General features: G+C 68.7%; 20 protein-coding genes and 1 tRNA gene. 7 read left to right on the forward strand and 14 right to left on the reverse strand.

The genetic code is table 11. From position 1 onward, the window contains the following. Positions 1 to 185, forward strand: a 185-nt coding sequence (locus IBX18_RS39970; RefSeq protein ID WP_194837711.1) for a hypothetical protein, incomplete at its 5' end; no start/stop codon positions are given. Between the two features lie 249 nt (positions 186 to 434). On the opposite strand, the gene IBX18_RS39975 is transcribed toward IBX18_RS39970, so the two are convergent. The 4 genes from IBX18_RS39975 to IBX18_RS39990 all read right to left on the reverse strand — a co-directional run bounded on the left by IBX18_RS39975 (position 435) and on the right by IBX18_RS39990 (position 4,695). Then, positions 435 to 508, reverse strand: a tRNA-Leu gene (locus tag IBX18_RS39975). Between the two features lie 139 nt (positions 509 to 647). After that, complete coding sequence (locus IBX18_RS39980) at positions 648 to 1,565, reverse strand: ribonuclease Z (protein WP_194838624.1); 918 nt, start codon at positions 1,563 to 1,565, stop codon at positions 648 to 650. 108 nt (positions 1,566 to 1,673) lie between these two features. Continuing rightward, positions 1,674 to 3,170: an amino acid permease gene (locus IBX18_RS39985; RefSeq protein ID WP_306796615.1), complete on the reverse strand. Its 1,497-nt coding sequence runs from the start codon at positions 3,168 to 3,170 to the stop codon at positions 1,674 to 1,676. 58 nt (positions 3,171 to 3,228) lie between these two features. Next, positions 3,229 to 4,695, reverse strand: a complete 1,467-nt coding sequence (locus IBX18_RS39990) for a peptide MFS transporter (RefSeq protein WP_194838625.1) — start codon at positions 4,693 to 4,695, stop codon at positions 3,229 to 3,231. A gap of 204 nt (positions 4,696 to 4,899) precedes the next feature. Here IBX18_RS39990 and IBX18_RS39995 point away from each other — a divergent pair, with 204 nt between their 5' ends. Beyond that, complete coding sequence (locus IBX18_RS39995) at positions 4,900 to 5,355, forward strand: SRPBCC family protein (RefSeq protein WP_194838626.1); 456 nt, start codon at positions 4,900 to 4,902, stop codon at positions 5,353 to 5,355. 19 nt (positions 5,356 to 5,374) lie between these two features. Here the strand turns inward: IBX18_RS39995 and IBX18_RS40000 are convergent, their stop codons facing one another. The 9 genes from IBX18_RS40000 to IBX18_RS40040 all read right to left on the reverse strand — a co-directional run bounded on the left by IBX18_RS40000 (position 5,375) and on the right by IBX18_RS40040 (position 14,531). Beyond that, positions 5,375 to 6,322, reverse strand: a complete 948-nt coding sequence (locus IBX18_RS40000) for a Ppx/GppA phosphatase family protein (RefSeq protein ID WP_194838627.1) — start codon at positions 6,320 to 6,322, stop codon at positions 5,375 to 5,377. Further along, positions 6,315 to 6,854: a DUF501 domain-containing protein gene (locus tag IBX18_RS40005; protein WP_135233365.1), complete on the reverse strand. Its 540-nt coding sequence runs from the start codon at positions 6,852 to 6,854 to the stop codon at positions 6,315 to 6,317. The genes IBX18_RS40000 and IBX18_RS40005 overlap by 8 nt, the downstream gene beginning before the upstream one ends. Beyond that, positions 6,851 to 7,522 carry a septum formation initiator family protein gene (locus IBX18_RS40010; protein ID WP_135233366.1) on the reverse strand — a complete coding sequence of 224 codons (672 nt, stop codon included), beginning with the start codon at positions 7,520 to 7,522 and terminating at the stop codon, positions 6,851 to 6,853. The genes IBX18_RS40005 and IBX18_RS40010 overlap by 4 nt, the downstream gene beginning before the upstream one ends. 16 nt (positions 7,523 to 7,538) lie before the next feature. After that, positions 7,539 to 8,825, reverse strand: coding sequence for a phosphopyruvate hydratase (eno, locus tag IBX18_RS40015; RefSeq protein ID WP_194838628.1), 1,287 nt, complete (start codon positions 8,823 to 8,825; stop codon positions 7,539 to 7,541). A gap of 112 nt (positions 8,826 to 8,937) precedes the next feature. Continuing rightward, positions 8,938 to 9,675 (reverse strand): lytic transglycosylase domain-containing protein, encoded by a 738-nt coding sequence (locus IBX18_RS40020; protein ID WP_147141635.1) that lies wholly within the window; start codon positions 9,673 to 9,675, stop codon positions 8,938 to 8,940. Between the two features lie 29 nt (positions 9,676 to 9,704). Then, positions 9,705 to 11,255 carry an ABC transporter ATP-binding protein gene (locus IBX18_RS40025; protein WP_306796617.1) on the reverse strand — a complete coding sequence of 517 codons (1,551 nt, stop codon included), beginning with the start codon at positions 11,253 to 11,255 and terminating at the stop codon, positions 9,705 to 9,707. Beyond that, positions 11,252 to 12,103, reverse strand: coding sequence for an ABC transporter permease (locus IBX18_RS40030; protein WP_194838630.1), 852 nt, complete (start codon positions 12,101 to 12,103; stop codon positions 11,252 to 11,254). Before IBX18_RS40030 ends, IBX18_RS40025 begins: the two co-directional genes overlap by 4 nt. Beyond that, on the reverse strand, positions 12,100 to 13,017 hold the full coding sequence (locus IBX18_RS40035) for an ABC transporter permease (RefSeq protein ID WP_194838631.1): 918 nt from the start codon (positions 13,015 to 13,017) through the stop codon (positions 12,100 to 12,102). The genes IBX18_RS40030 and IBX18_RS40035 overlap by 4 nt, the downstream gene beginning before the upstream one ends. Continuing rightward, positions 13,014 to 14,531, reverse strand: a complete 1,518-nt coding sequence (locus tag IBX18_RS40040; RefSeq protein ID WP_194838632.1) for an ABC transporter substrate-binding protein — start codon at positions 14,529 to 14,531, stop codon at positions 13,014 to 13,016. Before IBX18_RS40040 ends, IBX18_RS40035 begins: the two co-directional genes overlap by 4 nt. 260 nt (positions 14,532 to 14,791) lie before the next feature. Between IBX18_RS40040 and IBX18_RS40045 the strand changes: the two genes are divergently transcribed. The 5 genes from IBX18_RS40045 to IBX18_RS40065 all read left to right on the forward strand — a co-directional run bounded on the left by IBX18_RS40045 (position 14,792) and on the right by IBX18_RS40065 (position 20,902). Continuing rightward, positions 14,792 to 15,994: a TauD/TfdA family dioxygenase gene (locus IBX18_RS40045; protein ID WP_194838633.1), complete on the forward strand. Its 1,203-nt coding sequence runs from the start codon at positions 14,792 to 14,794 to the stop codon at positions 15,992 to 15,994. After that, positions 15,966 to 16,976: an ornithine cyclodeaminase family protein gene (locus tag IBX18_RS40050; RefSeq protein ID WP_194838634.1), complete on the forward strand. Its 1,011-nt coding sequence runs from the start codon at positions 15,966 to 15,968 to the stop codon at positions 16,974 to 16,976. Before IBX18_RS40045 ends, IBX18_RS40050 begins: the two co-directional genes overlap by 29 nt. Next, positions 16,967 to 18,325, forward strand: a complete 1,359-nt coding sequence (locus IBX18_RS40055; protein WP_306796619.1) for an alanine racemase — start codon at positions 16,967 to 16,969, stop codon at positions 18,323 to 18,325. Before IBX18_RS40050 ends, IBX18_RS40055 begins: the two co-directional genes overlap by 10 nt. Positions 18,326 to 18,354: 29 nt before the next feature. Next, positions 18,355 to 19,389 (forward strand): PLP-dependent cysteine synthase family protein, encoded by a 1,035-nt coding sequence (locus IBX18_RS40060; RefSeq protein ID WP_194838635.1) that lies wholly within the window; start codon positions 18,355 to 18,357, stop codon positions 19,387 to 19,389. A 100-nt stretch (positions 19,390 to 19,489) separates the two neighbouring features. Continuing rightward, complete coding sequence (locus tag IBX18_RS40065; RefSeq protein WP_194838636.1) at positions 19,490 to 20,902, forward strand: MATE family efflux transporter; 1,413 nt, start codon at positions 19,490 to 19,492, stop codon at positions 20,900 to 20,902. Here the strand turns inward: IBX18_RS40065 and IBX18_RS40070 are convergent. After that, a complete protein-coding gene (locus tag IBX18_RS40070; RefSeq protein WP_194838637.1) occupies positions 20,886 to 22,208 on the reverse strand; it encodes a HEAT repeat domain-containing protein in 1,323 nt (440 codons plus the stop codon). The two genes, IBX18_RS40065 and IBX18_RS40070, sit on opposite strands and share 17 nt — an antisense overlap. Positions 22,209 to 22,211 lie beyond the last annotated feature (3 nt).

A 22,211-nucleotide genomic window follows, 5' to 3' on the forward strand; every position in this document is an offset into this window, starting at 1 on the left:
CGGCCGGTGCGCTCACCGGCCTCGGCATCGCCGCAATCCTGTGCATTCCCGCCGTGCTTGCCTTCATCATCGGCTACTTCGCCTGCATCGTGGCCAGCGGGATCAGCTACGTCGTGTTCGCTGCGGTGATCGGTGCGATCCTGGGTGCGGTTGCACCAGATGTGATTCCGCAGGTCCTGCCCTGATCGGCGATTCGCAGTGGTCGTTGCCTGAGCCTTCGAGCCGCTAGAGCACGAGCCGAATGGTCGGCAACGAGTTACCCGTACGTACGTGATTCCCAGTGAATGGCCAGGTCGCCGTGTCGGCGACCTGGCCATTCACGGTTGTCGCATCAACGAGCACGCGCCTTCGTCTGGTTGGGGTCACGGAAGGGCTTTGCCTTGTATACCGCCTGGTGAAACCGCAGGCGACGGCGCCTGTGTCGATGCTGTCAGTGCCCCCAGTCGGACTCGAACCGACACTCGATGGATTTTAAGTCCACTGCCTCTGCCAATTGGGCTATGGGGGCGTCCGGGACAGCGTACCGAGTCGTACGGGTGTACCGGAATTCCGAGTGTTCTAGCTGTGCAACGTGTCGGCGTCCTCCTGGAAAAAGTCGGGCATTTGACCAAAGAGTGGGGAGCGGGCGGGGGTTCAGGTGGCGGCTGTCATCGTCTGGGCGGGAGGGGGATTCGGGTCAGGTCGGTGGCGATGTGGATGGTGCCGGGGAAGTATTTGCGGGCCTCGGTGAGGTGGTCGGTGAGGTCGCGGTAGCGCTGGGAGAAGTGGGTGAGGACCAGCGTGTCGGTGCCTGCTTCGGCGGCGACGCGGGCGGCTTGGCCCGCGGTGAGGTGGCCGTATTCGGCGGCGAGGGGGGCGTCGGCGTCGAGGAAGGTGGCCTCGATGACGAGCAGGTCGGTGCCTGCGGCGAGTTCGTGCACGCCGTCGCAGAGGCGGGTGTCCATGACGAAGGCGAAGCTCTGACCTGGGCGGTGTTCGCTGACTTCGTCGAGAGTGATGGTGCGACCGGCTATTTCGAGGTGGCCCTGCTGCTGTAGTCGGCCGACGACGGGACCGCTGAGCCCGAAGTGCCGCAGGCGGTCGGGCAGAATGCGACGCCCGGCCGGCTCGGTGAGCCGGTAGCCGAAGGTGTCGACCGGGTGGGACAGCCGGACCGCCGTCACCGCGAACGGCGCGCCGGGGAAGTCCACCGGGCCTGCCGATTCGACCGGGCGGGGCCGCAATTCGGCGCGCTGATAGTAGGCGGTGGCGTTGACGAGCCGGTCGTAGTATTCGGCGCCGGAGGCGGGAAAGCACACGTCGACGGGGTGCGGCACCTGGTCGAGACTGATCCGCTGTGCCACTCCGGCCAACCCGAGACTGTGATCGCCGTGGAAATGGGTGATCGCAATTCGGGTGAGGTCGGTGGCCGACACACCGGCATAGGTCATCTGCCGCTGCGTCCCCTCCCCCGGATCGAACAGCACCCCTTCGTCGTCCCAGAGCAGCAGATATCCATTGTGGTTACGCTGCTTGGTCGGCACCTGACTGGCGGTCCCGAGGACGACGAGCTCGCGCTGCGACACCCTGGCCACGCTACCGCCCACCTCGGGCCGCCAGCGCATCCCCAGTTGGACGAGTGGCACACCAGGGAGCTCGCGATTCTCCACACACGGGTGCCACTCGTCGGCCCACTACTCGACGGGGGTGTTGCGCAGCACCGAGTGCCTGCGGCTGTAGGCGAAGTAGATGAGGAAGCCGAGCGCCATCCAGACCAGGAAGCGCAGCCACGTCTCCACCGACAGGTTCAGCATCAGCCACAGGCAGGCCAGGACGCCGAGGATCGGGACGACCGGCACCCACGGAACGCGGAAGCCGCGCGGCAGGTCGGGTCGGGTGCGGCGCAGCACGAGCACGCCGATCGAGACCAGCACGAAGGCGAACAGCGTGCCGATGTTGACCATCTCCTCCAGCGTGCCGAAGTCGACGAACCCGGCGAGCAGCGCGCAGACCACGCCGACGATCGCGGTGATCCGCACCGGCGTGCCGTGCTTGCCGGTGTGTGCCAGCTTGCGCGGCATCAGCCCGTCGCGCGCCATGGCGAACAGCACGCGGGTCTGCCCGAGGAACATCACCATGACCACGGTGGTGAGCCCGGCGAGCGCGCCGATGGAGATGATGTTCTTCACCCAGGTATCGCCGTGGATTGCGAAAGCCGTTGCCAGCGTGGCGTTCTCACCGGCCAGATCGGTGTAGGGCACCATGCCGGTGAGCACCAGCGACACCGCGACATACAGGATGGTGACGATCAGCAGCGAGCCGAGGATGCCGCGCGGCACCGCCTTCTGCGGGTTCTTGGTCTCCTCCGCGGTGGTGGCGACGACGTCGAAGCCGATGAACGCGAAGAACACCAGGCTGGCCGCGGCGAGCAGGCCGTACCAGCCGAAGCTGCTGTGCCCGGCGCCGGTCAGGAAGGAGAACAGCGACTGGCGCAGGCCGTCACCCTCGGCGCCCGGCTGAGACGGCGGAATGTAGGGCTTCAGGTTCTCCGACTTGAAGTAGCTGATGCCGACGATCAGCACGAGTGCGATCACGGCCAGCTTGATGGCGACCGCCACCGCCGACACCCGCGAGGACACCTTGGTCCCGGTCGCCAGCAGCACACCGAGGATGGCGATCAGCAGGACCGCGCCCCAGTCGAAGGACACCGAGCCGATGTGCACGACCGGCGTCGTCCCCATCACCTCGCCGAGGTACTGCGACCAACCCTTGGCCACCACCGAGGTGGCGAGCGCGAACTCCAGGATCAGGTCCCAGCCGATGATCCACGCGACGAGCTCACCGAAGGTGGCGTAGGAGAACGTGTACGCGCTACCGGCCACCGGAACCGTCGAGGCGAACTCGGCGTAGCAGAGCGCGGTCAGCCCGCAGGCGATCGCGGCGAAGACGAACGCCAGCGACACCGACGGTCCGGCGACATTGCCCGCGGTGCGTGCGGTGAGCGTGAAGATGCCCGCGCCGATCACCACCGCGACGCCGAAGACGGTGAGGTCCCAGGCGGTCAGGTCCTTGCGGAGTTTCGAATCCGGTTCGTCGGTGTCCTTGATCGATTGCTCGACCGATTTGGTGCGGAACAACCCGCCCCATGGACTTCCCTGTCCGGTTGCGTCGTCGACCTTTTCGATCGCCACACCTTCTCCTCTACCTCTGGTCATGCTGTCGAACCTGTCTATGCCCGGCTGGCTGGGCTTAATGCACACCCGCCATGTGCCTGCTGATCCGCGGCGCGATGGCGGCCACGATCAGTCCGGCGCAGACCGCGACGGCGCCGGTGATTCCGAAGTAGGCGATTTCGTGGTCTTGGTCATAGAACCGAGCCAAAGTACCCGACATCGACGTGCCGATGCCAACCGAGAAAAAGTACAGCGCCATCATCTGTGCCCGGAAAGCTTCCGGTGCGAGCTGGGTGGTCACCGCAAGACCGATCGGTGAGAGCAGCAGCTCAGACACCGCGAATCCGGCCAGGACGGCGACGATGAGCAGGATCGGCACGTGCTGGCCGGTGATGAACGACAGCGGCACGAACAACATGAACGCCAGTCCCATGCCGATCACGCCGAGCGCGAATTTGCGTGGCGTGCTGGGCGCGCGCGAGCCGAGCTTGGTCCACATGATGGCGAACAGCGGCGAGAGCGTGATGATCCAGACCGGCTCGACCGAACTGACCCAGTTCGACGGGGCGGTCCAGCCGAAGATGCGCCAGTCGATCCGTTCGTCGGAGTAGACCGTGAGCACCGTGAAGATCTGCTGGAACAGCGACCAGAACACGGCGTTGGCGATGAACAGCGGGATGAACGAGCGCACCCGGCTGCGCTCGATCGGGGTCACCTTGGCACTGGTCAGCATCACGATGAAGTAGATGATCGCGGCGACGGCGATGACGCCGGTGGTCACGTCGGGCAGGTTGTCCAGGGTCACCAGGCCGGTCGTGAAGGCCAGGGCAACCAGCAACGCAGCGCCGGCGAGCAGGCCGATCATCGGGCCGATCGCGCTGCGCGGCAACGGGTTCGGCACCTCCTGACCGTGCGTGCCGAGATTGCGGCGGAACACGACGTACTGGATGAGCCCGAGCGCCATGCCGATCGCGGCGGCGCCGAACGCGTAGTGGAAGCCGAGGTGGTCGCGCAGCAGGCCGGTGAGCAACGGGCCGCTGAACGCGCCGAGGTTGATGCCGAGATAGAACAGCGTGAAGCCGCCGTCCGCGCGGGCGTCGCCCTTCGGATAGAGCGTGCCGAGCAGCGAGGACGCGTTGGCCTTGAGCGCACCGCTGCCGAGCGCGACGAGCACCAGGCCGACGCCGACACCGGTCAGGCCGGGCAGCACCGCCAGCGCGATATGGCCGGCCATCACCACCACGCCGCCGTAGAACACCGTGCGTTCCATGCCGAGCAGCCGGTCGGCGATCCAGCCGCCGAGCACGGTGGACAGATAGACCAGGCCGCCGTAGGCGCCGACGATGCCGACACCGGTGCTCTGGGCGAGTCCGAGGCCGCCCTCGGTGGTCGAGTAGTACAGGTAGTACCCGAGGATGCTGACCATTCCGTAGTACGAGAACCGTTCCCACAGTTCGACTCCGAAAAGGTTGGTCAACCCGATCGGGTGACCGAAGACGGTACGTCCGGCAATCGGTGAATCAGCCGTTTTCACTTCCGACATCCTCAGACCTTCCCATGTTTGCGACGATTCTTCGGCATCAACACCGAAATCTCGAAGATCCTCGCAGCGTCGCGCCCGGTTGCGGATCGTGCCAGACTGCGTAATCGAGCGTTTCCTCAGGCCCGCCCTGGGCATCCGGGAACAACACGCCGCAGCCGAGTCCCCGCCACGGCGACCCCGTCGGACGACGAAAGTGACGCACGGATGGAACCGATAGAAATCACGGTGCCCGCCTCGGTGGCGGATACGTTCGCAGTGCTGGCCGACGGCTGGCTGTACCCGCTCTGGGTGGTCGGCGCCTCGCATATCCGCGATGTCGATGCCGGCTGGCCCGCTGTGGGCACCCGGATCCACCACAGCGTCGGTCCCTGGCCGCTCAACCTGTCCGACACCACCAAGGTCCGCGAGGTGGATCCGCCGCGGATGATCGAGCTGGAGGCGCGGCTGTGGCCGGTCGGTTCGGCGTGGATCCGGTTGGAGCTGAGCGAGGTGACCCCCGAAAGCACCCGGATCAGCATGTTCGAACGCGCGATCAGCGGACCGGCCGCGCTGGTCCCCGACGTGGTCCAGGCGCAGCTGCTGGTACCGCGCAACAAGGAATCACTGTCCAGGCTGGCGGACCTGGTGGCCGGTCGGGCGCGAGAAGGCAAGTCCCCGTAGGCAACCCGCACTCAACGCACTACGCGATGGACAGTGCGATCCCATCGAGGATGTCGTGTTCGGAGACGACGAGCTCGGAAATGCCCGCGCGGCGCGCCAATTCGTCGGCGAGCACCTCGGCGATGACGGCGCCGCCGCCGATCACATCGACGCGACCCGGGTGCATGGGGCCCAGGGCGGCGCGCTCGTCGTGCGTCATGGCGACCAGGCGATCACACACGGCGCGCAGCTCGTCCAACGTTAGACGAGTGAGATGCACCTTCGCCGAGTCGTATTCGGGCAGATCGAGGGCGACCGCGGCCAGCGTGGTCATGGTGCCCGCGACGCCGACCCACCTGCGCGCACCGGTGACGGGCACCTTCGCGAAGGCTTCGGCCAGTCGCTCGGCGGCGAATTCTCGTGCGGCGCTGATCTGTTCGGCGGTCGGCGGGTTGCCGGGCAGGCAGCGTTCGGTGATCCGGACACAGCCGATGTCGGCGGAGTAGGCGGCCTGCACGCCGTCGCTGTCGCCGAAGACCAGCTCGGTCGAGCCGCCGCCGAGGTCCACCACGACGAAAGGCCCTGCCTCGCTGGACAGTTCGCCGATCGCACCGGCGAACGACAGCCTCGCCTCCTCGTCGCCGGTGATCACCTCGGCCTCGGTGCCCGGCACCACGGTGCCGAGTTCGGCGCGGGCCATGGCGAAGAAGTCCTCGCGGTTGGCCGCGTCCCGGGTGGCGGAGGTGGCGGTCATCCGCACCCGGCCGACGCCGGTCTCCCGCATCAGTGCCACATAGTCGGCCAACGCGACCCGGGTGCGCTCGATCGCTTCCGGCGCAAGCGAACCGGTCGCGTCCACGCCCTGGCCGAGGCGCACGATCCGCATCTCGCGGTGCACGTCAGCGAGCCTGCCGTCGGCAAGCACGTCGGCGATCAATAGTCGGATGGAGTTGGTTCCGCAATCGACGGCGGCTACCCGATCACTCATGCCTGTGCTCCGCTTCCTGAACTCCGGTCCGCTCGTACTTCGGCCAGTCGGCCGGAATCGCGGTGCCGCGCAACCCATTGTCGGCGGCCAGCGCGACCGCCTCGTCACCGAACGGATTCACGCCGGGCCCCTTGGCCAGCGCATGCGCGATCAACACGTGCAGGCACTTCACCCGCTCCGGCATCCCGCCGCCGGTGAAATCGGTACCCAGCGACTCGATCTCGTTCCGCTCGGCCAGATAGCTCTCGTGCGCGGCGCGGTAGGCGGCGGCCAATTCCTGGTCGCCGCTGAGCCGTTCGGTCATCTCGCGCATCACACCCGCGGATTCCTGCCTGCTCGCCTCGGCGGTGAGCCGCGGGTCGGTCAGGTAGTACAGGGTGGGGAACGGCGTGCCGTCGGGCAGGCGCGGCGCGGTTTTCACGACGGCCGGGATCCCGTCCGGGGTGCGATAAGCGACGGCGAGCACGCCGCGCGGTTCGCGGCCGAGCTGCTTGGCGATAATCGCGAGATCCTGGTCGTTCGGCGCTGTCACCTGGGTCCTTCCGGTCCTGGCGGCGGCCCGGCAGGCGGCAGGCCGGGCGCCGGCGTCTGCTCGGCCGCGGGGGCGGGTTGTGGTTCGGAAATGCTGCGCCACAGTTCGGTGTACCAGGGGTCCGGCTCCCGGGACTTGGTCGCGGCGGTCGGTGCGGCGGGGGCCTCGATGCCGGGCACCTGCACGATGTACGGGGTCTCGCCGGGCAGCACCAGCCGCAGCCGGTCGCGTGCCTCGGAGCGGATGTAGGCCGGATCCTGTTGCTGCGCACGGCGATCCCGCAGCCGCGCGAGGTCGGCCTCCAGGTCCTTGCGCTGCTGTGCGAGCTGCGAGGCCTCGGCCCGCTGGGTGAAGTACGTACGCATCGGCACGGCCAAAGTGAGCGCGAGCGCACACACCACGATGGCCAGCACTACCGCCTTGCCGGTGGACAGACCCAGAATCGTGCGGTCGTGCTTGTCCGCGCCGTGGCCGCTCGTGCGCAACCCGACCTTCTGCGGACCGGCCTTCTTGTCCTCCGACCGCCTGCGCGCGGTGCGTTTTACCGCGGCAGGGCGGGCGGCCGTCTCCGTGTCGGATCCGGCCTTGGGCCGCGAAGTGGCGGAACGCGACGTGCGGCGGTCCCCACGCCCGGCTGGACTGGTACCTCGCGCACGTCGCTCCGTCATTACGTCCCCTGTTTGACTAACCCTCGAATACGAAGCGCGGGAACGCGACGTCCCCGGCGTACCGTGCCGAATCACCGAGGGCGTCCTCGATGCGCAGCAGCTGGTTGTACTTGGCGACGCGCTCGCTGCGCGCGGGCGCACCGGTCTTGATCTGACCGCTGCCCACCGCGACCGCGAGGTCGGCGATGGTGGTGTCCTCGGTCTCGCCGGAGCGGTGGCTCATCATCGTCTTGTAGCCGTTGCGGTGCGCGAGCTCCACGGCGTCCAAAGTCTCGGTGAGCGTGCCGATCTGGTTGACCTTCACCAGCAGCGCGTTCGCGGCGCCCTTGGCGATGCCCTCTTCGAGCCGCTCCGGGTTGGTGACGAACAGGTCGTCGCCGACGATCTGGATCTTCTCGCCGATCTCGTCGGTGAGCGAGACCCAGCCGTCCCAGTCGTCCTCCGACAGCGGGTCCTCGATGGAGACCAGCGGGTAGGAGGCGAGCAGTTCGGCGTAGAACTGGGTCATTTCGGCGGCGCTGCGCACACTGCCCTCGAACTTGTAACCGCTGCCCGTGGTGTAGAACTCGGTGGCCGCGACGTCGAGCGCCAGCGCGACATCGCTGCCGAGCTTCAGGCCGGTCTTGCCGATGGCGACGCTGATCAGGTCGAGCGCCTCGCGGGTGCCGGCCACGTCGGGGGCGAAGCCGCCCTCGTCGCCGAGGCCGGTGGCCAGGCCCTTGGACTTCAGTTCGGCCTTGAGCGCGTGGTACACCTCGGCACCCCAGCGCAGCGCCTCCTTGAAGGTGGGCGCGCCGATCGGGGCGACCATGAATTCCTGGACGTCCACGCTGGTGTCGGCGTGCGCGCCACCATTGAGGATGTTCATCATCGGCACCGGAAGCACGTGCGCGTTCGGGCCACCGAGGTAGCGGAACAGCTCCAGGCCGGAGGACTCGGCGGCGGCGCGAGCCACCGCGAGCGAGACACCGAGCAGCGCGTTCGCGCCGAGGCGGGACTTGTCCGGGGTGCCGTCCAGATCCAGCAGCACCTGGTCGACGGTGCGCTGCTCGACCGCGTCCAGGCCGATGACGGCCGGCGCGATCTCGTCGAGCACGCCCTCGACGGCCTTCTGTACGCCCTTGCCGCCGTAGCGGTCGCCGCCGTCACGCAGCTCGACGGCCTCGTGCTCGCCGGTCGAGGCGCCGGAGGGCACGGCGGCCCGGGTCAGGGTGCCGTCGTCGAGGGCGATCTCGACCTCGACAGTGGGGTTTCCGCGAGAATCCAGGATCTCGCGAGCTCCGACCTGTTCGATGATGGCCACGAAAACGACACTCCTTCGGCTGCAGGCACGGTGGGTCTTACGGGAATTGCCGTGCGCTGCGAGCCTAGCCTCCGCCGAGCCGAGCGGGTAACCGGCACTCCGGTGCCGCAGCTCAGACCCGGCGACCGACGCTGTAGGCGGCGGCTCGGTCACGCACCGTCAGCAAGTAGCTGTTGGACTGGTTGTAGGTGAGCAGCGCTTTCTGCCAGCCGTGCTCGGAGGTCAGGTCGCCGCCGCTGGCACACAGGTAGCGGGCCGTGCTGAGGGCCGCGTCGTCGATGTTCTGCGGATCGGCGACGCCGTCGCCGTTCGCGTCGACGCCCCAGCGCTTCCAAGTTTCCGGGATGAACTGCAACGGGCCGACCGCGCGGTCGAAGACCGGGTCACCGTCCAGCGCACCACCATCGGTGTCCTTGATCAGGGCGACACCCGGCGCACCGTCGAGCGGGATGCCGATGATCGGCGGGCGCACCACGCCGTCCGCGTCGATGCGCGAACCGCGATGGGTGCCGTGTTTGCTCTCCACGCTCGCGATCCCCGCGATGGTCGTCCAGGCGATGCCGCAGTCCGGCCTGGACCTGGCCAGGATCGCCGCCGCGTAGCCGTAGGCCTCCAACGCCACCGACGGCATGGCCATGCGATCCGCCTGTTCCTCGGCCCACCCGCGCAACTGGAGCGCGGTGCGACCGGGACCGTCCAGGTCGATCAGCGGCAGCGGGGTACCGGGGCCGGGCGGAATGCCCTCGGGGATCGGCGGGAGATCACGGTCGATCCCACAACCGGCAAGCACGAGGGTCACCAGGACGGCGGCCACAGCGCCGGTCTTCTTCAGGAGCACTCCACCTATCATCCAGATCCGGCGCAGTGCTCAGCGAAATCTCAGCCGAGCAGCTCGCGCGTCGCCGAGTGCGCCGGTGCCGCGAGTATGGCGTGCGTCTCCCCGGATTCGACGATCCGGCCGTGGTCGAGCACCACCAGACGCGGGCAGTGTGCGGCCACCAGACCCATGTCGTGGCTGATCACCAGCAGGCTCATGGCACGGTCACGGCGCATCCGGTCGAGTAGCCGCATGATCGACGTGGCCGTCGCCTGGTCCAGCGCGGAAGTGATCTCGTCGCAGATCAGGACCGCGGGTTCGGCGGCGAGCGCGCGGGCCAGCGCGACCCGCTGCCGTTGCCCGCCGGACAGCTCGTGTGGATAGCGGCGGGCCAGCTCGGGAGCCAGCTCGACCGAGGCGAGCAGGTCGCTGACCCGTTGGGCCAGTTGCCGTCTCGGCACACCGCCGATGCGGCGCAGCGGCCGGCCGACGGTCTGCGCCACGGTGCGGCGCGGGTTGAGCGCGGCGCGCGGATTCTGGGTGACCAGTTGAATGCCATTGCGGCCGCTGGCGATTCGTCCACCTCCGACGACCGGGATCGCCGTTCCGGCCAGCTCGAGCGAGCCGGTGGCCGAGCGGTGCAGGCCCGCGATCACCCGGGCGAGGGTGGTTTTACCGGCACCGGACACGCCGACCACGGCGAGTGCCGAGCCGGGGGCGAGCTCGAGGTCTACCTCGGCCAGCACTGTGCGCGCACCGATCGTCGCGCCGAGGTTGCCGGCCCGCAACAGGAGCGGGCCCTGCGCCGTCGAGTCCCGGTCAGGGGCGTGCGCGGTTTCGACCTTGCCGTCCACCGTGACTCCGGCACCGAGTTCGATGACGTTGTCGGCGATCGCGTGCACGGCGGTGGTGTCGTGGCCGGACAGCAGGATGGCGGTCGAACGCTCGGCGGCGATCTCGGTCAGGAGGCGCGCGATGTCGGTGCGCAACGCGCCGTGCAGACCCGCGAGCGGTTCGTCGAGGATCAGCACGCCGGTCCGGCGAATCAACGCCCGGGCCAGGGCCACTCGGCGCTGCTGACCGCCGGAGAGTTCGCCGGATCGGCGGCGCAGGTGTTCCGCGGAGAGGCCGACCAGTTCGAGGGTCTCGAGCACGGTGTCACGGGAGGCGTCCCGGGCGACCTCGTGCAGCAGAGCGTGCACGCGCATCAAGGGATTGAGCGCCGACCCGGGATCTTGCCCGACATAGGCGACCTGGGTGCGCCGGAACCGCTGCCGGGCAACGGGATCCAACGCGAAGACATCGTGGCCCGCGACCTCGACCGAACCGGTACGCCGGACGGCACCGGGCGGCAACTGTCCGAGTAGCGCCCGCATCAGTGTTGTCTTGCCCGACCCGGAGGGCCCGGTGAGGGCGGTGATCTGCCCTGCCGCGATCCGGAAGCTGGTGGGCTCGACCAACTCCTGCCCTGTCGCGCCGTATATCGACAACTGGTCGACCACGACCGGTGCCGAACCCGTCAGGTCACCGAGAGCCTCCGTGCCACTCCGGCGCGGGCCGGCTGCACGCAGCGGGTCATCGTCGATCGGCAGGTCGAGAACGGGTTCGCTCACCACCGCTCCCCTCGTCCGAAGGCCGTGACCGCGAGGTTCACGCTCACCGCGACAACCGCGATCGCCAGGCTCGGCGCCAGCACCGCCCAGGGGTTGAGCAGCATGCCGGACGAGTTCTCGCGCACCATGACCGCCCAGTTACTCGCGCCGAGGGTGGTCGGCAGTTGCAGGAACGACGCTGTGCTGACCACGTAGACGGCGGTTACGAAGCGCAGTCCGAGCTGAACGACGATCACTTCGCGCAGATTCGGTATCACCTCACGGAAGACCAAGTGCGACAGTGTTTCACCGCTCGCTCGCGCGGCTTCGACGTACCCCGAGGCGGCGACTCCCGCCGCTGCGGCCGCGAAAACCCTTGCGCAGTACGGAGTGCCGAATAGGAGAGCGACGACAACCAAGCCGAAGGGATCCGCGTCCGGCCAGGCGGTCAGCACCAGCAGGATGCCGAGGACGGCAGGCAGCAGCATGGCGAAGTCGACGGCCCGTTCGATCAGCGCGCCGACCCCGGGCCGCAGCGCGGTGACCGCGCCGAGCACGCACGCCAGCGCCGTAACCGCCACCGCGATCACCGCGGCGAGCAGCAGCAGACCCCAACCGCCGTAGAGCAATTGGCTCAGCACGTCGCGGCCAAGCCGGTCGGTGCCCAACCAGGCGTCGGCACCGGCCCTGCCGAATGGGATACCGACGGGGGCTTCGGCCGGGTGCGGGGCAAGCGCGGGTCCGCACATGGCGAGCAGCGTCACCACCACGGCGGGCAGCACTGTCAGCAGCCGAAGGCGGCGCACTCGACCGCGATCCGGCGATGCCTTTGCCGCAGCCGGGTCCCGAGGGCGCAGTAGCCGTTTCATCGGACACCCCGCAACGACCAGGTACGAATCCCGTCGGCGACGGCGAGCACGCACATGATCACCGCGCCGGACAGCGCGACCACCGAGGCGACCACCGCCACATCGCGATCCGCCACCGACCCGGCGAGCACGGCGCCCAGACCCGGGTAGTTGAAGATGGTCTCCACCACCAGCGAACCGCCGAGCACCATCCCGACCGTGGTGGCGAAACTCGCCACGATCGTCGGCAGCGCGAAGGGCAGCACGTGCCGCAGCAGCACGCTGCGGGCGGGAATACCGTCCAGCACAGCGCTTTCCACGTGAGGCGCCTGGGCCGCGTCCACCAGCGCGGCGCGCACCACCCGGGTATTCCAGCCGATCTGCGGGATCGCCAGCGCGAGCACCGGCAGCACCAGCATGTCGGGGCTCGCCGGAAAACCGGAGCGATCGGTAATGGTGACGGCGGGCAGCCAGCCCGCGCCGAGCGCGAAGACCAGAATCAACAGCGTCGCCACCACGAACTCCGGTATCGCCGCCGCGATGGTCGTTGCCGGCTGCAACGGCCGCACCGGCCGCTGCGCCCACCAGAGGCCGAGCAGCAGCGAAACGACCACCGTCACCGCCAACGCGAGCCCACCGAGCAGCAGGGTCGGCGGGAACTTGTCGGCAAGCAGCTCGTTGATCGGCCGCCCGCGCGTGGTGCGGCCGAAGTCGCCGGTCGCCACGCCGGAGATCCAGTCCCAGAAGCGTTGCGGCAGCGGGTGATCCAGCCCGAGTTCACGCTCCTTGGCCGCGACCCGTTCCGGCGTCGCATCCCGGCCGAGCACCGCCCGTGCGGTACTGCCCGGCAGCAGGTCGACGACCACGAAGACCGTTGCCAGCAGGGCGATCAGCAGGGCGATGCGCCGGATCAGCAGGCGCGCGAACGAGATCACCCGGCCAACCAGGCCCGTTCCAGCTGCACCCGCGCGAAGCCGCCGAGCGCGGGCAGGTCGTGCACCCGCGCGGACGCGATGTCGATGCCGTCGGCCATGCCCCACACCAGGTATCCGCCGCGCTCGTGCTGGATCCGCTGCACGTCGCGACAGGCCTGGGTGTACTCCGAGTCGCTCTGCGCCGCCATGGCTTTCGCGGTGGCGGCGTCGAACTCGGCGTCCTTGAAATCGGTTTCGTTGCGGTTGGACCGGCTCGACATCAGCTTGTCCGCGTAGAACAGCACCGAATCGTTGGTGCCCCAGGAGACGGTGTACAGCGCGCCCTTCAACCAGGTCTGGTCGTAGAAGGCATTCGAATCCTGGGTCACCACGTCGAGGCGGACGCCGATGTCGGCGAGCTGGGTCGCGATGACCTTGGCCGATTCCACCTCACCGGGCGCCTCCGCCTTGGTGATCAGCGGATACCTGCGGCCGGTGTCGAAATTGGCTTCGCGCAGCAGCGTTTTCGCGCGGTCGACGTCGCGGGTGCGCTGCGCGATGGACTTGTCGTAGATCGGGTCGCCGGTGCCCAGGATGTCGTTGGCGACCTTGCCGTAGCCCGAATGCACCTGGCTCACCAATGCGTTCCGGTCGACGCCGAGCCGCAGCGCGGTGCGCACCCTGGCATCGGCGAACGGCCCGTCCGAGGCGCGCATCGCGACGCCGAGCATGGTGTCGTCGGCACGACGCACCACCCGCAGGTCACCGCGCCCCTCGGCGGTCCGGCCCGCGATCGCGCCGACGTTGGAGGCGAGGTCGATCTGCCCGCCGAGCACCGCGTTGCCCAGCGCGGTGACGCTCTCGAACATGGTGATCTCGATGGCGTCGAGCAGCGGCGGCGTGCCGTGCCACTGCTCGTTGCGCACCAACCTGGCGTTGCCCGCCTGGTACGACTCGAGCCGGAACGGCCCGGTACCAACGGCTTTGGTGAAGTCGGTGGTGTCCTTCTTGACGGTGAACGTCATCAGCCGGACCAGCAGCGGCAGCTGGGTGTTCGGCTCGGGCACGGTGAGCACCACGCGGTTCGGGCCGTCCACGGTGATGTCCTCGGCGGCGACCGGCATCTTGGACGCGCCGCCGACCGTGCGCAGCCTGCGCAGCGACCACACCACGTCGTCGGCGGTGACCGGGCTGCCGTCGTGGAACGTCGCGCCGTCGGCGAGGGTGAAGGTCCAGCGGCGGCGCTGCGCGTCCGGCTCCCACCGAGTCGCCAAGCGCGGCGCGACATTCGGATCGGCGCCCGGCACGGTGAGCGCGTCGTACACCAGCGAGGTGATCAGGAAGTCGCTGTCGTTGCTCAGGTTGGCGTGCGGATCGCGCTCGATCCGCGCCGCGGTGCCCAGCGCACCCACTCGCAGGGTGCCGCCGCGCTGGGCGGGCCCGGACGAATCCGTCCCCTTCGAGCACGCGGCGACAAATATCACCGCCCCGATGCCGAGCCCTGATTGGAGGAGCTGCCGCCGATTCAAACCCATTGCGCCGCCTTCTTCCTGGACAAACATCCGCGCACGGTCGACGAGGTGCTGAGCCAGCGCCGATGCGATCAGGACAGGCTAGCCTAATTGGTTGCGCGTCACGCGACGGCGATTAAGCCAAACTTCACTAGTGTTATACGTTTCTGCTATTTTTAGCGGACTCGCTTAGGTAAGCCTTGCTTAACCGCACGAGACCGGATAGCTTCGCAGATCGACGTCACTCCTGCTTTTTCGAACGATGCGAAGAAGGGACACCCTCGGTGAAAGGCGTTCTCTCCGAACGTAAGACGCTTCACCCGCTGGATATCGAACGTCGCGAGCTGCCCGTCGCCGCCGGGCGTGCGGTACGTGAGCTCGCGCGAGAGATATCTACCACACTGGATTCGACGCTGCCCGACCCAGCCAGCACCGCCGCCACGCTGACCGATCCGATCGTGATCGCGCAGATCGAACGCAGATTCGCCGAATTACCCGCCGACGTGCGGCGCACCATGCGCCCGCCGGCCACCGCAGCAGGCGCGACCATCGTGCGCAGACTGCCACTGACCGATGCCGAATTCGGCCCGACCCCGCCGAGCTGGCGCGAGGCCGCGCAGTGGAGCGGCGATGCCGCACGGCGCGCGCATTCGTTCGAGCTCGACCTGGTCATGCTGCTGCTCGCCCGTTCGGCCGGTGAGCCTTTCGGCTGGCAGGGCCAGCAGGGCGGACGGCTGGTCAACAACATCCTGCCCTCCCCCGGTCACGAGGACGAACAGTCCGGCGCGAGCAGCAAGACCCTGCTCAGCCCGCACTCCGAAGATGCTTTCCACCCGCAGCGCGCCAACCTGCTGATGCTCGGCTGCCTGCGCAATCCGGACCTGGTCGGCACCACCGTGTCCTCGGTCCGGCGGGTCGAGCTCAGCGCCGCCCAGCGCAGGCTGCTCAGCACGCCGACGCTGCCGATCCTGCCCGACGTCTCCTACGGCAGTGGGCACGAGCAGTATTCGGCCACGCCGCTGCCGACGCTGTGGACCTCGGCCGGGCCGGACGAGGCGACGCTGCGCTACGACCCCGCCTACACCCCGCTCGACGACGCCGACGCCGAATACCGCGCCGCCTACGCCCGGCTCACCGCCGAACTGGAGCGCGTCTGCGTGACGGCGGCACTGACGCCCGGTGAAATCTTGCTGGTGGACAACGACGTCGCGGTGCACGGCCGGGTACCGTTCACCGCGCGCTACGACGGCACCGACCGCTGGCTCAAGCGAGTGAACATCCGCCTGCCTGATCGACCGCGGCGGGCCGAAGAGGCCGACGAGAATGGGTACGGGCAGCGAGTCGTCGCCCCGTTCCGAGCGGCAAAAACTACCGCGTTCGTGTCCGGTGGCCGCGAGTCGGCCCGAACGGACGAACACCGGGAGTCCCATCCGGTGGCGATAGAGCGGGAAGCAGCACATGATCGAGGATCCATTGAACATCCGTGACCGAAGCACCCCGTTACGGGTGCTGAGCCGCAGTGACCTGGCCGGCGTGCCGATCACGCCCGGCGATGTCGTGCGCGCCGTGGAGGACGCGTATCTGGCGTTCGCCGCAGGGGATTCGGACAACCCACGCAAACTCAGCGTCGCGAACCCGGACGGCTGGTCGGTGTCCTACGCGATGCTCGGCCGCGACGGCCGCCGCCGGGTGGTGGCGATGAAGACGTCCTACAAGTTCGATCCCGGCCACGATCGCAGCACCAAGCGCTACTACACGACCATCACGCTCTACGACGACAGCACCGGTGCGCCGATCGCACTGATGGATTGCTCGCGGGTCGGCGCGCTGCGCACGCCTGCGGTGTCGGCGCTGCTGGTGCGTGAGACCATCCGCCGCGGCGCGGAGAGCGTGCTGCTGATCGGCACCGGAACCCAGGGCCGAAACGCGTTGCCGCACTTGCTCGCCGCGAACCCGCAGCTGCGCAAGTTGATGCTGTACGGCACCCACCCCGAAGGGCTGGACGCGGTGCACCGGCAGCTGGCCGAGTACTACCCGCACGCGCTGCTCGAGACGGTCGAAGACCCGCAGGCCGCCGCGGCCACCGCCGACGTGGTGCTGGCCACCGCGGGCCCCGGCACCGAGGTCGCGCTCGAATCCAGTGATCTGGCACCGGGTTCGACGGTGGTGCTCGTCGGCTACGGGCTGGCCCCCTCGACCCTGATCGACGCCGATCGGGTCGTCGCGACCAGCGCGGAGCAGATGGCGCTGACCGGGACCGACATGGTCGGGCCGGACGGGCGGCTGCGCGCGGTGGACGCCGAATTGCCGCAGATCCTGAGCCGTCGCGCGGTCGCACGGCGCTCGGACGACGAGCGCATCTTCGTCTACAACAGCGGGCTCGTGCTGACCGACATCGCGGTCGCGCACGCACTCGCCGAGCGCGCCATCGCCGAGGGACGCGGCACGGAGGTGCCCCTGTGGGATTAGACGCGGGCGGGGTCGGGGTGACGCGCGAGGCGATCAGCGCCGCCCCGGTCCCGGCGCGCCTGGACGACTGGGAGCGCCGCGTGCTCGGCGACCCGAATCTGCTGGGCGACATCAGCTTCGCGGTGGGCGGACCGTTTCACGTGCTGTATCCGCCGCGGGTGGGGCGCAATATCCAGGGATTCCACGAGGCCTTCGCGCAGGCGGGGATCGATGGCGTCGTCTACTACGGCAAGAAGGCGAACAAGTCCGCCGCCGTCGTCCGGGCCTGCGCGGAACACGGTGCGGGCGTGGATGTTTCCAGTGTCGGTGAGCTGACGGCCGCGCTGGCGCAGGGCGTGCGCGGTGCCGAGTTGATGGTGACCGGGCCCGCGAAGTCCGACGACCTGCTCTGGCTGGCCACCCGGCACGGCGCGCTGCTCGCGGTCGATGATCTCGACGAGCTCGAACGCCTTGCCGCACTGGACGACTCGACCGCGCCGGTCCGGATCATGCTCCGGGTATTGCCCGCCGCGTCGGCCAGCCGGTTCGGGATGACCGAGGCCGAGCTCGACCGTGCGCTGGCCGCGTTCGACGGTCGCGCATCTATCCGGCTGGAAGGCTTCAGCTTTCACCTGTCCGGCTACGACGCCGTCGCCAGGGCCGAGCTGGCCGGTGATCTGATCGCTCGCTGCCTGCACGCGCGCACGCTGGGCCAGCCCGCCACCACGCTGTCGATCGGTGGCGGCTTCGGCGTCGATTACGTGCCTGCCGCCGCCTGGGCGGAGTTCACCGAGCACGTCGACCGGCAGTGGTTCCACTCGGGCAAGTCGTTCGAGTCCTACTACCCCTATCACTTCCCCGCGCCTGGTCCGGCCATGCTCGCCGCGATCCTCGACCACGACGGGCTCGCACAGCGACTGCGCGACAATGCCATCCGGCTGGCGATCGAGCCGGGCCGCGCGCTGCTCGCGCATGCCGGTTTCACCGCCTTCCGGGTCCAGGGCAGCAAGATCCGGCACGTCGACGGCGCGCCGTACCATCTGCTCACCGTCGACGGCACCAGCTTGAGCCTGTCCGAGCAGTGGTTCGACAGCGAATACCTGCCCGACCCGCTGCTGTGGCCCACCCGGCCGGGCAGCACCACCCCGACCAGCGTCGGCGCGGCCACCTGCCTCGACTCCGACATGCTCAGCTGGCGGCGGATCCCGCTACCGCGTGCCGCCGTGGTTGGTGACCTGCTGATCTACCCGAATACCGCCGGTTACCAAATGGACTCGAACGAGTCCGCCTTCCATGAGCTGCCGATACCGCCGAAGGTGCTGCTGCACGACGCACCCGGCGATCGGCTCCGCTGGACGCTCGACGGCTGACACCCACTACCTGAACGAGGAGAGAATCCATGCCGCTCGTCACGCGCGTGACGGATCTGATCGGCCGCACGCCGCTGTTCGAACTGGCGGCCACCTCGACCGGCACCCGGTTACTGCTCAAGCTCGAGCAGTTCAACCCGACCGGCGCGGCCAAGATCAGAATGGCCCGCGAAATGGTGCTCGATGCGGAGCGGCGCGGGTTGCTGGGAAGTGGCGGGCATATCATCGAGTCGACATCCGGGAACACCGGACTCGGTCTCGCGGTAGTAGCTGCCGAACGTGGGTATCGCTTTACCGCAGTGGTCGATCATCACGCATGTAAGGACAAGCTGCGCGCTATGCGAGCAATGGGTGCGGAACTGGTGTTCGTCGCCGAGGATGGCGACGACAACCTGGCCACCTCGGCCCGGGAGGACCTGGCCGAGGCGATGGCGGCTGCCCGGCCGGACGCGTACTTCACCGAGCAGCACAACAACGACGCCAACGCGGTCGGCTACTACGCGGTCGCCGAAGAGTTGCTGGAAGACGTTGAGCGGGTCGACATCCTGCTCTCCTCGGTCGGCACCGGCGGTTCGCTGTTCGGCACCGCGACCCGGCTGCGCCAACTCGGTTGTGTGCCACGGGTGATCGGCGTCGAGCCGGTCGGCTCGATCGCCTTCGGCGGCGAGGGCGGGCCGTACTGGCAGTCCGGCACCGGCACCCCGCCCGGCGCCACCATCGGTACCGCCGTGGATTACTCGCTGCTGGACGAGGGTGTCAAGGTGACCGATGTCGACGCCTTCGCGACCGCCCGCGCCGTCGCCGCTCAGCTCGGTCTGATGATCGGCGGCTCGGCGGGCGGGTCGGTGCACGCCGCGCTCAGCAGGCTCGACGAGTTCCCGCCCGGCTCCACCATCGTCACCCTCGTCTGTGACGGCGGCGAGAAGTACCTGGATACCGTCTTCGACGACGACTGGATGGCCGAACGCGACCTGCTCGACCCCGCGGCCGAAGCCGAAGTGCTGGCGATGCTGCACCGCTACACCCCCACTGTCCGCCGTGCCGAGCTCGCGGAGGTTCGATGAAGCACTTGCTAACCGCCCCCGGTCGGCGCGGCGAACGAAACGGTCTGCCGCGCACGGCAGATTCGGGCGCCGTCCGCAGCTTCCGGTATGAGGTGGCCCGGTGAACCTGTCGGGCTACCGGGCCGACAGCCGTCGGCTCACCGCGCTCGCGACGCCGATCGCGATGACGCAGTTGGCGCAGATCGCGGTGTCCACCACCAACATCGTGCTGATGGGCACGCTCGGCGTGCAGCAGGTGGCCGCAGGTGGGCTGGCGATCGCGCTGTTCAACCAGATTCGCACCATGTGCGTCGGGCTGATCACCGCGAGCGGCAATCAGATTGCCACCGCGGTGAGTTCGGCGGGTAAGCGTGGCGAATCCCCCGACGAAGAGATCAAAGACGTACTGCGGTCGAGCTTTCTGATCGCCACCCTGGCCGGCCTCGTCGGCGGGGTCCTGCTCATCGGGCTCGGCTGGTCGTTGCAGTGGCTCGGCCAGGACGCCGGGGTGCTGGCCGACGCGCGTCCGCTGATGGTCGCGCTGGCGCCGGGTCTGTTGCCGTGCCTGTGGTTCCAGGTGCTGCGTCAGTACACCGTCGGCATGCAGCGCCCGCAGGCCCTGCTGCTGGTCACGCTCGGCTCGGTGGTGCTGAATCTGGTTCTCGCGCTCGGCTTCATCCACGGCCGCGCCGGACTGCCCGAGCTCGGCCTCACCGGTATCGGCGTGGCCACCTCGCTGGTCTTCCTGATCACCTTCGGCGTGTTCTGGGCGATGGTGCGCCGGGACCCCCGGCTCGGTGCCACGCTGCCGCTGCGCCCGTGGCCGGTGCGGCGGTCCACCGTGCTCGCCGAGCTGCGCCTCGGTGGGCCGATCGCCCTCACCTACGGCTCCGAGGCGGGCATGTTCTCGGTGCTCGCCCTCGTCATGGGCAGCATCGGTCCGGCGGCGCTGGCCGCGCACAATGTCGTCTACCAGATCATCTACATCGTGTTCCAGGTCGCCATCGGCCTGTCACACGGCGCGTCGATCCTGGTCAGCCACGCCGTCACCCGCGACGAGTACCAGCACGCCAGGGCGCTGGCCTGGCTCGCACTGCGGCACGTCGGCGTGGTGGCCGCGATCACCGGCGCGATTTACGTGATCGCACCCGACCTGGTGCTGCGGCCGTTCCTGAACTCGAACGACACCAGCACCATCGAGATCGCACACACCCTGCTGTTGATCGGCATCGTGCTGCAATTCTTCGACGCCGCCCAGAACATCGGCACCGGACTGCTGCGCGGGCTGAAGGAGACCAACGCAGGCTTCCGCCTGTCGCTCGTCGGCTACTGGGGCGTCGGCCTCCCCGTCGCCCTATTGCTGGCCTTCCCGGTCGGCCTCGGCGCGGCCGGCGTCTGGTGGGGCCTCACCGCGGGCCTGGCCACCACGGCCGTCCTCATGCTCCGCCGCTACTTCGCCATGCTCGACGCCAGGGAACGCGACCGCCCCCGGTTGATTCCGGAAGCCCCGGAAAGCCTCAGCAGCCCGAGCTGATCGGCAGCGCGCCGCGGTGTCCGAAGCGCTGACCACATGCGGTCAGCGCAAGGACACCGTGGCCCGCAACGCGAGTGTGCGGGCCCAGGCTGGTAGGACTGACCGAGACTCGATCAGCGATCTCGAAAGGCGTTGCGACATCGGGCATGCCCGTGCGCTGGTCTGAAGAAAAGTACTGCACTACGGCACCGTCCTCGGCGAAGCACCAACCCCACCAGTGCGAGCAGCCGCCGTCCTGGACATTGGCGTACCACTGCGCGGCACCGAATCGGTGGCTCAGTTCGGCGCAGAATGCCTGCCGTGCCGCGTGTTCGGCTGAGTCGGTGTCCGCGGCCGGAGTTCCTGCTTCGTCTTCTGCTGTCGAATCCGCCAGGAGTGCCGCGACTTTGCGGTCATGGGCCGGCAATTCCTGCTCGACGACGGGGACGCCGAAGACCAATGTCCAGCTGTCCAGCACCGGACTCACATACATCCGAGCACAGCCCGCGTGGTCTTCGTATCCTCGATCACCCGGGTAGCCGACGCCGTCCCACACCCGGCCGTCCCGGCCCATTGCCAGCGTGGCAGGAACTGGCTGTGCGAGCCCGAAAGCCGCCAGCACCGCCGCCTGATCCGTAGTTCGCACCGCGTACCACTCACCCTGCACGGTGAACGGTGTCGGCACTTCCCTGGCATGCGTCAGCCGGATGAGCCGCCGCAATACCGTCTGATCCGCCGAATCGAAGGTGTCCCAGCCGATCTCGGCCATGGCGGCCAATGCGCCACGTCGGGCGGTCAGCTCCGGTCCGCGACGCACCCGACGCAGCAACGGCACGACGGAGGGGCCGAGCCGGCCGAGTGCGGCCACCGCCTTGGCCCGAACCGGTTCCGCCGGATCGGACAGCAGCACGATCAGCAAGGGCGCGTACTCGAGCCTGCGCCGGTAGCCGATGATCCAGGCCAGCTCGCCGCGTTCTTTCGCATCCTCGGAAACCAGCTCTTGCGCATAGGGGATGACCTCATCCGACGGCGCGATACCGAGGGCCAGACACCCCCGGCCGGTGAGCTCCGGCGACAAGTCGCACGCGATCAGTTCGAGCAGAGCACCGAAGGCGGGCGGGCCGATCTGCCGGAGCACCGACGCGCAGAGCGCCACATCGGCGGGCGTGTCCTGCTCGTGCAGTACCCCGTACACCAGCGGTTCGACCACGATCGGACCTGCCGCGACCAACATCGCCGCCGCCGAATCCCGGATCCGTGGGTCCGGCGACGCCAGCTCGTCGACCGCGGCATACACCGCCCGGTACTGCTCGATAGGTTGCGCCACAAC

It is taken from the genome of Nocardia sp. XZ_19_369, from assembly GCF_015355715.1.
In the GTDB taxonomy this organism is placed as follows: domain Bacteria; phylum Actinomycetota; class Actinomycetes; order Mycobacteriales; family Mycobacteriaceae; genus Nocardia.